The organism is Mycolicibacterium setense (assembly GCF_000805385.1).
Lineage (GTDB): Bacteria > Actinomycetota > Actinomycetes > Mycobacteriales > Mycobacteriaceae > Mycobacterium > Mycobacterium setense.
Genome location: NZ_JTJW01000006.1, coordinates 263,622 through 276,349, shown reverse-complemented (window position 1 = coordinate 276,349; position 12,728 = coordinate 263,622). Strand labels below are relative to the sequence as shown.

General features: G+C 65.6%; 14 protein-coding genes. 7 read left to right on the top strand and 7 right to left on the bottom strand.

Annotated elements, in window-relative coordinates; translation table 11 throughout:
- Positions 1–9: 9 nt before the first annotated feature.
- Positions 10–750, bottom strand: a complete 741-nt coding sequence (locus QQ25_RS11965; protein ID WP_039318236.1) for a TetR/AcrR family transcriptional regulator — start codon at positions 748–750, stop codon at positions 10–12.
- Positions 751–901: 151 nt separating this feature from the next.
- Here QQ25_RS11965 and QQ25_RS11960 point away from each other — a divergent pair, with 151 nt between their 5' ends.
- Complete coding sequence (locus QQ25_RS11960) at positions 902–2,080, top strand: NAD(P)/FAD-dependent oxidoreductase (protein ID WP_039318231.1); 1,179 nt, start codon at positions 902–904, stop codon at positions 2,078–2,080.
- A 205-nt stretch (positions 2,081–2,285) separates the two neighbouring features.
- Positions 2,286–2,783, top strand: coding sequence for a hypothetical protein (locus QQ25_RS11955; protein ID WP_039378900.1), 498 nt, complete (start codon positions 2,286–2,288; stop codon positions 2,781–2,783).
- Between the two features lie 182 nt (positions 2,784–2,965).
- Here the strand turns inward: QQ25_RS11955 and QQ25_RS11950 are convergent, their stop codons facing one another.
- The 5 genes from QQ25_RS11950 to QQ25_RS11930 all read right to left on the bottom strand — a co-directional run bounded on the left by QQ25_RS11950 (position 2,966) and on the right by QQ25_RS11930 (position 6,726).
- Positions 2,966–3,895 (bottom strand): class I SAM-dependent methyltransferase, encoded by a 930-nt coding sequence (locus QQ25_RS11950; protein ID WP_039378899.1) that lies wholly within the window; start codon positions 3,893–3,895, stop codon positions 2,966–2,968.
- Positions 3,882–4,595: a TetR/AcrR family transcriptional regulator gene (locus QQ25_RS11945; protein ID WP_234706065.1), complete on the bottom strand. Its 714-nt coding sequence runs from the start codon at positions 4,593–4,595 to the stop codon at positions 3,882–3,884. Before QQ25_RS11945 ends, QQ25_RS11950 begins: the two co-directional genes overlap by 14 nt.
- 78 nt (positions 4,596–4,673) lie before the next feature.
- On the bottom strand, positions 4,674–5,546 hold the full coding sequence (locus tag QQ25_RS11940) for a GNAT family N-acetyltransferase (protein ID WP_052235785.1): 873 nt from the start codon (positions 5,544–5,546) through the stop codon (positions 4,674–4,676).
- 61 nt (positions 5,547–5,607) lie between these two features.
- Complete coding sequence (locus QQ25_RS11935) at positions 5,608–5,961, bottom strand: cupin domain-containing protein (RefSeq protein WP_039378898.1); 354 nt, start codon at positions 5,959–5,961, stop codon at positions 5,608–5,610.
- 51 nt (positions 5,962–6,012) lie between these two features.
- The gene (locus tag QQ25_RS11930; protein WP_039378897.1) at positions 6,013–6,726 is read right to left on the bottom strand and encodes a LysR family substrate-binding domain-containing protein; all 714 of its coding nucleotides are present in this window, start codon (positions 6,724–6,726) and stop codon (positions 6,013–6,015) included.
- Between the two features lie 93 nt (positions 6,727–6,819).
- On the opposite strand from QQ25_RS11930, the gene QQ25_RS11925 reads away from it, so the two are divergent.
- Positions 6,820–7,206, top strand: coding sequence for a DUF5997 family protein (locus QQ25_RS11925; RefSeq protein WP_064873132.1), 387 nt, complete (start codon positions 6,820–6,822; stop codon positions 7,204–7,206).
- A gap of 29 nt (positions 7,207–7,235) precedes the next feature.
- Here the strand turns inward: QQ25_RS11925 and QQ25_RS11920 are convergent, their stop codons facing one another.
- Entirely contained in the window at positions 7,236–7,676 is a 441-nt protein-coding gene (locus tag QQ25_RS11920) for a hypothetical protein (protein WP_039378896.1), read from the bottom strand.
- 100 nt (positions 7,677–7,776) lie between these two features.
- On the opposite strand from QQ25_RS11920, the gene QQ25_RS11915 reads away from it, so the two are divergent.
- From QQ25_RS11915 to QQ25_RS11900, 4 genes are read left to right on the top strand one after another with little or no spacing between them, the layout of a single operon-like run.
- Positions 7,777–8,658 carry an SDR family oxidoreductase gene (locus QQ25_RS11915; protein ID WP_234711897.1) on the top strand — a complete coding sequence of 294 codons (882 nt, stop codon included), beginning with the start codon at positions 7,777–7,779 and terminating at the stop codon, positions 8,656–8,658.
- Between the two features lie 9 nt (positions 8,659–8,667).
- Positions 8,668–9,741, top strand: coding sequence for an NAD(P)H-dependent amine dehydrogenase family protein (locus QQ25_RS11910; RefSeq protein WP_052235784.1), 1,074 nt, complete (start codon positions 8,668–8,670; stop codon positions 9,739–9,741).
- 8 nt (positions 9,742–9,749) lie between these two features.
- Complete coding sequence (locus QQ25_RS11905; protein WP_039379843.1) at positions 9,750–10,376, top strand: TetR/AcrR family transcriptional regulator; 627 nt, start codon at positions 9,750–9,752, stop codon at positions 10,374–10,376.
- Positions 10,377–10,403: 27 nt separating this feature from the next.
- Positions 10,404–12,650 (top strand): molybdopterin-dependent oxidoreductase, encoded by a 2,247-nt coding sequence (locus QQ25_RS11900; RefSeq protein WP_039378895.1) that lies wholly within the window; start codon positions 10,404–10,406, stop codon positions 12,648–12,650.
- The last annotated feature ends 78 nt before the right edge of the window (positions 12,651–12,728 follow it).

The window sequence follows — 12,728 nt, the reverse complement described above, 5'->3', positions numbered from 1 at the left end:
ACGAGACGGTCAGCTGGCGTGCTGGCGGCGCTGGACGCCCTCGTGAAGCGGCAGATCCGGGTCGATCCAGATGCCGAGCAGTTCACAGGTGCCGTTGATGGAACCGACCATGATCGTGGTCAGGTGGTTGACGAACTCCTCGGCCGGCATCCGGCGCGGGCTGTCCTCGTCGGTACCCAGCCACCAGTCGGTGGCCGAGGCGCACGCGCCGAAGGTGGCGAAAGCGGCCAGCTCGATCGCCGCCCCGTCGAGTTCCATCTCGCGCAGCTCGTTGGAGAACATGTCGGCCATCGCCAGGGTGATGCCGCGGCCTTCATTGAGCGCCCGCATGGTCGATTCGCTCTGTTCGGCGAACCGGCCCTGGATCAGGAACCGCAGCACGTTGGGGTGTTCGTCGACCAACAGCACGTACTGTTCGACGCTGCGGCGGATGACTTCCCGGGCGGGATCGGCACCGAGGTTGATGGCCGGAAAGATCGCCGACCACAACATGTCGCGTAGCCGCTCGCCGATGGCCTGGAACAGGTCGGACTTGTCGGCGAAGTGTCGGTAGATCTTCGGCTTGGCCGTACCGGCCTCCTCGGCGATCTCCCGCAGGCTGACTTCGGGGCCCAACCGGTCTATCGCCCGGAACGAGGCGTCGACGATTTCGGAGCGCACCTTCTTCCGGTGCTCACGCCAGCGCTCGCTCCGGGCATCAACCTTGACGCCCGGGCCATCGCTGGAATGTGATCTCGACGTTCGCCGCACGCGATCACTGTACCCGCCCTGATAGCGCTGACCTGCCCAGACCGCCCCACAACACGCGGTTTTGCCGTTTGACCCGGTCGTTCGCCCGTCAAGCCACCGACACCGCGCTTGGGTACTATCGCAGCCACAGTCAACCAATGAGACGAGGCTCATGACGCAGCGATACGACCTGGTCATAGCAGGTGGCGGCCCATCGGGGTCGGCCGCGGCGTGGCAGGCCGCTCAGACCGGCGCCAAGGTTTTGGTCCTGGACAAGGCGGAGTTCCCCCGCGACAAGCCATGTGGCGACGGGCTCACCGCCCGCGCCGTGAGCTACCTGCAGAAGATGGGGCTGGCCGACGAGGTCGCCAAGTTCCATCGGGTCAACAAGGTGACCGTGTTCAGCCCCAGTGAGTGGGAGCTGTCCTTCCCGCGGCGTCCAGGTATGCCCGACCACGGTCACACCGTGAGCCGCACCGAACTCGACACCCTGCTGCTCAAGCACGCCGAGTCGGCTGGTGCCGAGGTGCGCCAGGGCGCCGAGGTCGCCGGACCCGAGTTCGACGCCAAGGGGCGCGTGATCGGTGTGGTGCTCAAGAACGGTGAGAAGTTCTACGGCGACGCGGTCATCGCGGCTGACGGTGCCTACTCCCCCATCAAGCGCGCGCTGAAGATCGACTCGGAGTACAACGGCTACTCGGCCATCGCCATCCGGTCCGAGATGCACGCCAACCGCCCCGACAGCGATGCCTTCGAGATCTACCTCAAGCTGCTCTTCCAGGGTGATCAGCTGCCTGGTTACGGCTGGATCTTCCCGATGGGCGGGGGCCGGTTCAACATCGGTCTCGGCTACGTCAACAGCTACAAGAACTGGCAGTCGATCAACGCCACCCAGTTCCTCGGCGACTTCCTGCGGACCCTGCCCGCCGAATGGGAGCTGCCACCGATCGAGGAGCTCAAGAAGAACAAGAGCGTGCGGGCCTGGCGATTGCCGATGGGCTTCACCGCCTGGCCGCCGTGGCGTCCCGGGGTGCTGTTCGTGGGCGACTCACTGGGTGCCGGCAAGCCGGTGTCGGGTGCGGGTATCTCCAAGGCACTCGAATCCGGTTTGACCGCAGGCGAATGCGCGATCGCGGCACTGACCAACGGCGGCCCCGACGACTTCACCAACTACGAGCAGCGGATGCGTGCGGCGTGGGGTCGTGAATACCGCCGCGGCCGGTTCTTCAACAAGCTCGCCGGGATTCCCGCGGTCGCGGGTGCGGGTCTGAAGGCGTTGGACAATCACACGTTCCGCGACATGCTGCTCAAGTCGTTGTACAAGAAGGCGCAGAGCCCGCAGCACACGTAGTTGCTCGTGTGGCCGAATGGCCAGTTAACGCACGCTGCTTCGGCTTACGCGTGTGATAACTGGCCATTCGACGCTGCAGACGACCCGACCTCATCCACACATCGGATAACGTGGCACCGTGCATTGGTTCGGCCGGTTCGGCAGGAACTGCGCATCCGCAGTAGTTCTCGCTGCTTTCGCATGTGCCACTGCCTGTTCGCATGTCGTGACCGGACAACCCGTCGCCGGAAGCGACGCCCGCTCCGCGTCCGCCCGGGTGTGGCGGGAGAAGGTCCTGCCATCGGATTGCCTGCTCAGCGGTGAGCAGATGTCGGTCCTGTCCGGCGTCGAGATCGACGACGGCCGGGACACCGACATCAAGAACCCCGACGGAACCATCGGACGTAGCTGCAAGTACTACGCTGCCGCTGGCGGAGTGCTGTCGTTCACGGCATCGATCAAGGTGATGTCACCGTCCAGCGGAGTCATCACCGAGCAACTTCTCGCCAACATCGGTAAGCCGGGTGCCACAGAGGTGCCCGGCATCGGACGACGGATGGTCATCGAACCCCTCACGCCCCCAAGTAATTTTCCGGTGATGCGGCTAGCCACCGACAGGTATCTGGCGAACGTCGTGCTCGTGGCCGGCAACATCCCCGGGCCGCCCGACATCGCGGCGTGGACACGGGCAGCATCCCAGATCCTCGAGTCGCTCCCCGCCTGATTCGTCCGGGCGCTTCGCTAGGCGGGCACCGCCAACATTCGGAGACTCGGGGAATGCCCTGTAAAACCAATATCCACGCCGCCAGTTTCGCCTACCTCGCTGCCAGCCTGCTCGCCACGTTGGGCGTCAACGACATCATGACCAGGTTCGGCCGGCTACACCCCGAACTATCGCTCGAAGCGTTAGATGAGCGTGGCGGGCGACGACCTGCCCGCAAGCACCGCGCTGACGATGCGAGCATCGGCGAACGCGGCGAACATTTCGTCGCCGGGGAGTTCAAAGCCGTTGGCTGCGTACACCTCTTCGAGTGACTGGGCCGACACATCCCAACCGCGCGCCGTCAGGTACTCGACGACGGAGCTGCGCCGCCCGTGGTAGACGAGCTGGGACAGCTCGCCATCGAAGCCGAACCGGCGGAAGCCATCCGTGACACCTCGCGAACGGTCTTCGGAGAAGGCCGAGGCGTCGGGGATGTACTCAGTGGCGATATAACTGCCCGGAGCGCTGAGCCGCGTGATGTTGTCGAACAACTGATCCTGAGCCTCGGACGGCAGGTAGATCAGCAAGCCTTCGGCAATCCACGCCGTTGGCTTGCCGGGGTCTAGCCCATTGTCCACCAATGCTTTTGACCAATCGTCGCGAAGATCGATGGCAATCGCACGATGCGTGGCGGTGGGCTGGGCGCCCAGGCCGGCAAGCGTCGTGGTCTTGAACTCGATCACCGCAGGCTGATCGATCTCGTACACGACAGTGCCGGCCGGCCACGGCAAGCGGTAGGCACGCGTATCAAGGCCGGAGGCCAGGATCACTGCCTGACGCACGCCGGCATCCGTTGCGCTGGTGAACAAGCCGTCGAAGAACCGGGTCCGGACCGCCATGGCTTCCGACAGCTGTTTCCTACTGAGTGCGGCGACTCCGTCCCGTCCGTCTTCGCCGTCGAGCATGGTTGCGACGACATCGCCGCCCACCGCACGGACCAGAGGCTCCGCATAGGGGTCGGTGATCAGTGGATGCGGCCCTCGCGAGGCAATGGCACGCTGTGCGGCCACCACAGTGGCGGTCGCGCCGACGCTCGACGTCAGATCCCAACTGTCATTGTCACTTCGGTTCATCGCGTCCTCCTTGCGCGTAGGTGAGTGTCCGGAACTGCTCGGCGATCCGTTCATAGATGGCGACGGCCTCCCGCGCCGCGGCGTCCACATGTTTTCGAGCCGGTGGCCGAGACGGCTCGAAAGCCCGGCGCACCGTCCCGGCCAGTTGATCGGCCTTGTCGTCCAGACTCAGTTCGAGTTCGTCGGGCAGCAGCGGCTCAGCCGCGAAGAAGCCGTAGACGGTCGCCGTGAGCGGATAGTGCACATCGGCCGGCTGAAGACCTTCTCGCAGCAGTCCGTGCCCGTGGACAATCTCCAGATACTCCCGCCACCCGACGAAATTCGCTCCTCCCATTGCCTTTTGGGAGCGGTCGGTGGCCAGTGCGTCCACCGTCTCGATGTCCTGCGTATAGATTGCGCGCAGGACGGGACGACCCATCGCCTCGACGAAGATTCGTCGCACGAGCAGATGCGGCAGAACTGTCTCCGGATCGGCCCGCATGGATTCCGTTACCGCGTCCACCATCCTGGCGGTTTCCCGCGATCCGACGGCGGCGAGCATCTGCTCACGGGTACGCCAATGTAGATAGACCGTCCCCTTGCCAACTCCCGACCGTCTGGCGACCTCATCGATCCTGATCCGCCGATAACCCCAGCGCAGCAACAAGTCCGACACCGTATCGAGGATCCGGTCCGCTCGTTCCTGCCGCGTGTCCGGCATCGCACCTCCCATTGAACCGCTGACCCCAGTTTTGACCAAAATACGTTTTTGGTCAACCGTCACGGCCGAGGAGGGTCTTCAAGCCGGAATGACGCCCGAATCGGCCGGCGGCCGATCCGTTTCCACCAGCGCGTACCGCAGGTTCTCGGCGACCGACTCGAAACCGATGCGCCGATAGACCCGATTGGACACCGGATTGTCGGCATCGGCGAACAACACCACCTCGCGGGCCCCTTCGTGCACGGCGAACTGCGAGGCGGCGGCGGTGACCGCGGCCCCATAGCCGTGGCCACGGTGTTCGGGCGGGGTATAGACCGGGCCGATGCGCGAGGCGCCGACGACAGGAGCGCGGACCCGCGCCATGCTGACCGGTTCCCCGGCCACCGACCACAGCAGCACGTGGTCGCCGGCTTCGTCTATCGCAGTGAGCAACGTGCGGCTCGCCTGAAGATTCGAGGGTTCGCCGAAGGCTTCGATGAAAAACGCGTCCAGCCAGTGAATGACCACGTCGGAGTCCGCGGTCTCGGCCGACCGCCAGGCACCGGCGACGCCACTGGGCGGCGTCAGCTCCCCCAACCGGTAGAGCACATCGCGCGATGACATGATCGCCCGGACACCGGTGACCGCATGCCAGGCCTTGATGAAAGCCATTACCGTCGCGGGCGTTCCACGTACCCCTGACAGATCGGCCTCGACGCCGGCGAGCGCACAGGCCGCTGTCGGCGCCACCTCGGGTGGCAGGCCATTCACCAGCAGCACCGAGTCGTGGGTCTGTACCGCCGCGCCCGCCGCACCGTCACCGTTGCCGACCGACAACAGGATTCGATCCGCCGGCCACGGAGAGGTACGCAGCGTGGTCAGCTCAGAGGTGAACACCACCGGGTCCAGGCGATACACAGCCCTGGCGACCGGATCGAAGTCGGTCGGCGACTGATACAGGTGAGCCTCCACCCGTCAATCGTGGAGACTCACCCTGATGATCGCTACTGGTTTTCGCGTCAGCCCGCCATGGCTAGCCCTCTGGATAAAACAGAAACAGCACACAGCCTTCCGTGGACTGCGGTACATGCCACGATCCGGCGGGGGCGTGCAGGAACGTGCCTGCGGCGTAGTCGTTGACGCCGTCGTTGAACACACCGGAGACGACGTAGACCTCTTCGGGTCCTGGGTCATGAAGGTCTTCCCCGACCCAGATCGCGCCCGGTGCGATGGTGGTGACCGCCGCCTTGGCACCGTTGTCGCCCTGCCAGAGCAGTTGGACGGTGATGCCGGGAGAAACTTCAATCGGTTCGACGTCGGCCGTCGACTTCCAGACATATCCAGGCGCATTGGGGCCAAACGACGCAAGGTCACCGTTAGTTGTCATGTGTGCACGAACCGTGGACGCCGGGCCAGGATTCCCGACCCGCCCGGCGTATCAGCGTCGACCGCGCTTGGCCGGGCCCGGCTTGCGGGCGACCTTGCCCGCAGCGGCCCGGGCGGCCTGCTTCGCGAGGGTCTTCTCCCGGGCGGTGCGTTTCGGGGCCGACTGCGCCTGCCCCCGTGACGAACTGGCTTTGCGGCCCCGCACGATGCCGATGAACTCCTCGATCAGTTCCGATTGCGGCCCTTCCGGGAAGGCGAGCGCCACCGGGCACGTGGGCGCATCGGTGATCGGGCGGTACGTGAGGTCCTTGCGGTGATAGAGCCGCGCGAGTGACTGCGGAACGATGAGTGCGCCCATCCCCGCGGCGACGAGTTCTGTCGCGTCCTTCGTGGTCTCGGGCCGGTGGTCGACGGGGCTGCCGGGAGCACCCGCCCACGCGACGACATCGTCGAGCGGCAGCAGGGTCGGCTCGCCATCGAGGTCCGCGGCGGTGATCTCGTCGACGGCACTGAGAAGGTGCTCGGTCGGCACCACGGCCACCGTCGTCTCCTCGTAGATCGGGATGACCGCCAGCCCGGACGTGTCGACAGCCGGCCGGAGCAACGCCACGTCGACCGTCCCGTCCCGCACGGCGTCCGCCGCGTCGGCTGCGGCGACGGCGTGCAGCCGCAACGGCACCCCGGGGTGTCGTTCCGCCCAGATCCGCGCCCACTTCGCGGGCGTCCCGCCAGGGACGTACCCGAGGGTGAGGGACTGCGGGGTCACTGCCTCAGGTTACCGATACGCTGAATACATGAGCGAGGCTTGCGGAGCGAATCGACGGCAGCCATGCGGCAACCGAGCCTGCGAGGATGCCGCATGAGCAGGCCGAACGCGCAGTCCATGAAACCCGCCACGGCGGCGAAGAAACTGGACGTGTATTTGCCCGCGACACCTGCGGAGTTCCAGGAGAACGCGATCACCCGCTCCGAGCTCGCCGCCCTGCAAGAGGATCCCCCGCAGTGGCTGAAGGACCTTCGCAAGAACGGCCCGCACCCGAAGAACCTGGTGGCCGCCAAGCTGGGCATCTCGATCGCCGGTCTGGCCCGTGGCGGTGTCGGCGATGCGCTGACCACCGAGCAGATCGACAAGCTGCTCGAGGAGAAGCCAGAATGGCTCGTCGCCGAACGCGAGAGCTACACGAACGTGTTGCAGGAGCAGCGACGCCTGAAGGCGGCACGTGCGGAGCAGGCTCGCGAGAGCTGATTCTGGAACCGCGCTGATCGCTCGATGGATCAGTGGGGTTCCGGCGTGTCGGCCGGGAGCAGGTGTGCGTACGGATCTTCGTCCGGCCCAACATGTTCGGGCATCGGATAGTAGGTCTTGATCAGCAGATTGCCCGCCTGGTCCCAGGCAAAGGTCTCGATGCTGTAGGCCGACTGGACGTCGGGCTGTGTACCGAAAGAGTTCTCGCAGACCCAGGCCATTTCGTCGCCGTTCACCTGGACGGTGACCATCCTGATCTTCAGGATCGACTGGAACATGTCGAACGCGTCGGAGGTGGCGGCGGCGAAACCGTGCTTCTCCTCGGTGCCGACGGGATCGAACATCCGGACCTCGCCCGGGCAGATGGTGCGCCACGACGCCACCCACTCGTCCTTCTTGCCGGCGTTCCACAGCTCAGCGTGCTTTGCCGCGTGCGCCAATCGTGCGCGCCGACTCGGAACGTTGCTCATCGTCGAGGTCCTCTCCAATGTGCGCCCGGCCGCCCCCGAGCTACCGGCCGATGTCGGCGATTTCGCGACGCAATAAAAATAACAGACGTAATCTTTTAGCGTGGCCATCTCCGATGCATCTCCCGAACTGGACGGAAAAGTCGCGATTGTCACGGGCACGAGCCGTGGCGTCGGAGTGGGTATCGCGCACGAACTCCTTCGCGCCGGTGCGACGGTGATCGGCTGCTCTCGCGCCCCGTTGGACGCACTTCCCGGCACCGAGACCAACCCGGACTGGGCGGACCGTTCCGCTCAAATGGTCTGTGACCAAGCGGATTACCGGGCCATCGACGCCTTCGTCACACGGGTGGCGGATACCTACGGACGCGTCGACATCCTGGTCAACAACGCCGGCGGCACCGTCCCCTCGCCATCGGTCGATGCAGTACCCGCCTTGGTCTCGCGCATCCAAGGGGCACCAGCCAGTGACGACGAGTATGAACGCAGCGTGCTGTTCCACGCCTTCGCCGTCCAGATGAACCTGATCAGTCCGCTGTGGTTCGCCATCCGCGCGTACCGGCAGATGAAAACCCAAGACGGCACCGGTTGCATCATCAACATCTCCAGCGGGGCGAGCCACGCCGCGGGCTCCCCCACGCTGGTGTCCTACGGCGCGGCGAAAGCCGGCCTCAATCACATGACGCGATCGCTGGCCCAGGAATGGGGTCCGACGGTGCGGGTGAATTGTGTGGCGCTCGGTCCCACCGTCACCGCGAACTTCCAGTCGTTCGTCCTGCCCAAGGATGACCCGGACGGCGAGAAGTACTTCGAGCCGATCCCGCTCAAACGAGGTGGCGAACCCGCCGAAGTGGGACGCACCTGCGTCTTCCTCGCTTCCGGAGCGGCCGACTACATCAACGGCACCACCATCGAGATCGACGGCGGCATGCTCCCCGGAGTCCTCTACGACGCCGGGCTCAAGACCATCACCGACCTACTGTGAGGAAACACGTTGACCCGCCGAGTCATTCAATTCTCCACCGGCAACGTCGGTGTCCACGCCCTGCGGACCATCATCGGGCGACCAGATCTCGAGCTCGTCGGTGTGCACGCGGCATCGCCGGACAAGGTGGGGCGTGACGCCGCGGACCTGTGCGGTTTGTCCACTCCGACCGGAGTGATCACCACGTCGGACGTCGAGGAACTCGTTGCGCTGCAAGCGGATTGCGTCGTCTACACCTCCCAGGCCGAGACACGTCCGCATGAGGCGATGGCGGACCTGATCCGCTTTTTGAGTACGGGGACGAATGTCGTCGGGACATCCTTTGTCTGGTTGGTTGCACCCGAATTCACCGATGCGTGGCTGCGCGAACCACTCGAGCAGGCGTGCCGAGACGGCCACTCGACGCTGTACGTCAACGGCATCGACCCGGGCTTCTCCGGCGATACCCTCGTCTATTCAGCGCTGAGCCTCGCCGGCCGGGCCACCGCGATCACCGTCCAGGAGATCTGCGAATACGGCAGTTACGACGACGCCGAGTTCACCGGTGTCAGTTTCGGTTTCGGCACCGATCCGGACCACCAACCCATCCTCTTCGCACCGGGAGTACTTGCGTCGATGTGGGGAATTCAGGTGCGCAGCCTGGCCTGCGACCTCGGCGTCACACTCGACGAAGTACGCGAGCGCCACGAAAAATGGGTGACGCCGGAACCGATCTCCACCACCATGATGGACGTCGCGCCCGGCCGGGTGGCCGCAGTCCGGTTCGCGGTGGAAGGCATCCGCGACGGCGAGGTCATCATCACCATGGAGCACATCAACCGACTCACCCCTGACGATGCACCGGACTGGGCCCGTCCCCCAGACGGCAGGCCCGGCGTCCACCGCGTCACCATCGACGGCGATCCCGGCATCCGAATCGACACTCACGTCGGCGGATCCGGCGTCGATCACAACATCGGCGGCGTCGTGGCCACCGCGGCGCGGGCCGTCAACGCCATCGAGGCGGTGTGCCGCGCCCCCGCCGGTATCCGCGCTGCTCACGACCTCCGGCCGCTGGACCACCTTGCCGGCACGATGTGGTGACATCAGGCATGGCAGGGCCAGCACCCCGGCGGCCGCCCGGCGGCAACCAGGAACGCGCCGAGCGCACACGCCGCACCGTCATCGACGAAACCGTGCGCTACATCCTCGAAGAAGGTTTCGCAGCCCCCAGCGTGCGGCGGATCACCGAGCGCGCCGGTCTCACCTGGGGGGTGGTGCAGTACCACTTCGGAGACCTGGGCGGGCTGCTGATGGCCGTGGTCGACCAGGGAATCACCGAACTCACCGAGGCACTAGAAAGGCTTCGACACGAGACCGCGGACCTGCCCCCCGATCGCCGCACCAAGGTGGTCGTGGACGCCCTGTGGCAGGCGTTCTCAAGCCCGACCTCGATGGCTGCGCTCGAAATCCTCATCTCCACCCGCGCGGCGCGCGACAGTGCGGTCAACGCCCAACTGTCCGACACGATGCGGCAATTCACCGAACTCGGCAGACATCTCGGCGAAGATCTCGACGCTCCACAGGCCACCGAGATCGGCAACCTCATCTGGGCGACATTACGGGGAATTGCGCTCGCCCAGATGGTTTCGCCGACGCCCCTGGACACCAGCAGAGATCGCAAGGCCCTGGTCGATGTGCTCAACACGTACATCCGGGCACAGCGCACGCGCCCCTAGACGCCCAACCGGTCAGGAGACGACGACATGCCTGCTCACAAAGTGACGTGCCCGCTGTGTGAAGCGATGTGCGGTTTGCACGTCACGGTGAGTGACGGCCACGTCCAAGGCATTCGCGCCAATCCCGACGATGTGTGGTCCCGCGGGCACATCTGTCCGAAAGGGGTGTCGCTCGGGCATCTTCACGCTGATCCCGACCGACTGCGCCGGCCGATGGTGCGTCGGCCCGACGGCAGTCACGTGGCGGTGTCCTGGGATGACGCACTCGCCGAGACCGAACGGGTGCTGCGACCGGTCCTCGATACCGACGGTGCCGGCGCGCTGAGTGTGTACGTCGGGAATCCCGTCGCACACAACAGTCACCTGGCCACCTATATCGGGGCGCTGATCGGCTTCGCCGAGGCGGCCGGCATGAAGGGGTATTACTCGCCCGGCACCGTCGACCAGTGGCCCCTGAACGTGGTGAGCACTCTGTTGTTCGGGGGCATGTGGAACGGGCCCATCCCCGACCTCTACCGCACGGACCACCTGATGATCCTCGGCGCCAATCCGGCTGCGTCGCAGGGGTCGATGCTGTCGGCACCCGACATCATGGGTCTGCTGGCCGGCGTCGCACAGCGCGGCCGCGTGGTGGTTGTCGACCCGCGCCGCACTCCGACCGCGCAGCGCGCGAGTGAGTGGGTGCCGATCCAACCCGGCACCGACGCATTGCTGCTGTTCGCCATTCTGCGCACGCTGGCCGAGAACGGTTGGGTCCGGCGCCCCGAGCATCTGCGCGGAAAAGTCGCTGGGCTCGATGAGATCGTCACGATGGCTGAGCCCTTCGTGCCCGAAAAAGTCGCCGGCACAACCGGTATCGACGCAAGCACGATCCGCCGGCTGGCCGCTGACCTCGCACATGCCGAGCACCCCGTCCTCTACAGCAGAATCGGCGCCTGCACACAGGAATTCGGCACCCTGGCCACCTGGCTGGTATTCGTGATCAACACCGCCCTCGGTGTGCTTGACCGCCCCGGCGGTTCGGTGTTCCCGAAACCGGCGGTCTGGGCGCCGATGTTCGCCAAGCCGCCCGACCAGGCCGGGTCGGGATGGCAGTTCGGTCGCTACCACAGCCGCGTCCGGCGAGCGCCCGAGGTGCTCAACAGCTTTCCGGTCGGCTGCCTGGCTGAGGAGATCGACACTCCGGGCGAAGGTCGGCTTCGCGCGCTGATCACCGTTGCCGGTAACCCCGCGGTCTCGGCGCCGGGAGCCGGGCGGTTGTCGGCGGCCTTGGGTCGCCTCGACGCGTTGATCGCGGTGGACAACTGGCTCAACGAGACCACCCGGCATGCCCACGTGATCCTGCCCGGATCGTCACCTCTGGAACTACCCCACTTCGACGACCTCTACTGGATGTACTCCGTCGCCTCCTGCATCAAGTATTCGGAACCGGTTTTCGAACCCGACCCCCAGCGTCCCCCTGAGTGGGAGTTGCTACTGCGACTCGGCGGCGCGATGTTCGGTACGCCCGTGCCCGAGGTGGACACCGCCGCGCTCGACGACCTCTACGTCGGTGGGATGGTCGCCACCATGTCCGCCATTCCAGGCAACCCGCTGACGGGTCGCGACGCCGGGCAGGTCATGGCCGCACTGGCCGGCAAGGGGCCAGAACGCTTGATGGATCTGGGCATTCGAGTGGGGCCGTGGGGTGATCAACTGGGCGACCGGCCGGGTGGTCTCACCCTGAGCGAGGTCCGGCGGCATCCCGACGGACTGCGGCTGGCCGAACTCGAAGGGGGACGGCTCGAGACGAGTGTGACGACACCCTCGGGAAAGGTCGAACTGCTGCACGACCATCTGGTGAGCGATATACCCCGGCTGCTGTCGCGCATGGAACGCGGAACGCCCGAGCTCGTGTTGATCAGCCGACGACACCTGCGGTCCAACAACTCCTGGCTGCACAACGTCCCTGCCCTCATGAAGGGCCGTGACCGTTGCACCCTGCTCATCCACCCCGTCGACGCGGTGCGTGTCGGTGTCGAAAACGGTTCGATGGCCAACGTCACCACTTCCGAAGGCGCCGTTGCCGTGGCTGCCGAGGTCACCGACGAGGTCATGCCCGGCGTGGTGTCCCTCCCCCACGGCTGGGGTCACGGCCTCGACGGAACGCAGTTGACCACCGCCAACTGTCATCCGGGGATCAACAACAACCTGCTCAATCCCACGGACATCATCGATGTGCCGAGCAACACCCATGCCATCAACGGCGTTCCCTGCCACGTGAGCCCGGCCTGACACCACCGAATGGCCAGTTATGGCACGTCTTTTCAAGAATGACGTGCCATAACTGGCCATTCGGAGCGCGCTAGTCGT

Bases quoted from the DNA above. Each gene is read 5' to 3' on its own strand.
- QQ25_RS11960 (WP_039318231.1), top strand. From the start codon at position 902: ATGACGCAGCGATACGACCTGGTCATAGCAGGTGGCGGCCCATCGGGG.
- QQ25_RS11950 (WP_039378899.1), bottom strand. From the start codon at position 3,895: ATGAACCGAAGTGACAATGACAGTTGGGATCTGACGTCGAGCGTCGGC.
- QQ25_RS11945 (WP_234706065.1), bottom strand. From the start codon at position 4,595: ATGCCGGACACGCGGCAGGAACGAGCGGACCGGATCCTCGATACGGTG.
- QQ25_RS11935 (WP_039378898.1), bottom strand. From the start codon at position 5,961: ATGACAACTAACGGTGACCTTGCGTCGTTTGGCCCCAATGCGCCTGGA.
- QQ25_RS11925 (WP_064873132.1), top strand. From the start codon at position 6,820: ATGAGCAGGCCGAACGCGCAGTCCATGAAACCCGCCACGGCGGCGAAG.
- QQ25_RS11920 (WP_039378896.1), bottom strand. From the start codon at position 7,676: ATGAGCAACGTTCCGAGTCGGCGCGCACGATTGGCGCACGCGGCAAAG.
- QQ25_RS11905 (WP_039379843.1), top strand. From the start codon at position 9,750: ATGGCAGGGCCAGCACCCCGGCGGCCGCCCGGCGGCAACCAGGAACGC.
- QQ25_RS11900 (WP_039378895.1), top strand. From the start codon at position 10,404: ATGCCTGCTCACAAAGTGACGTGCCCGCTGTGTGAAGCGATGTGCGGT.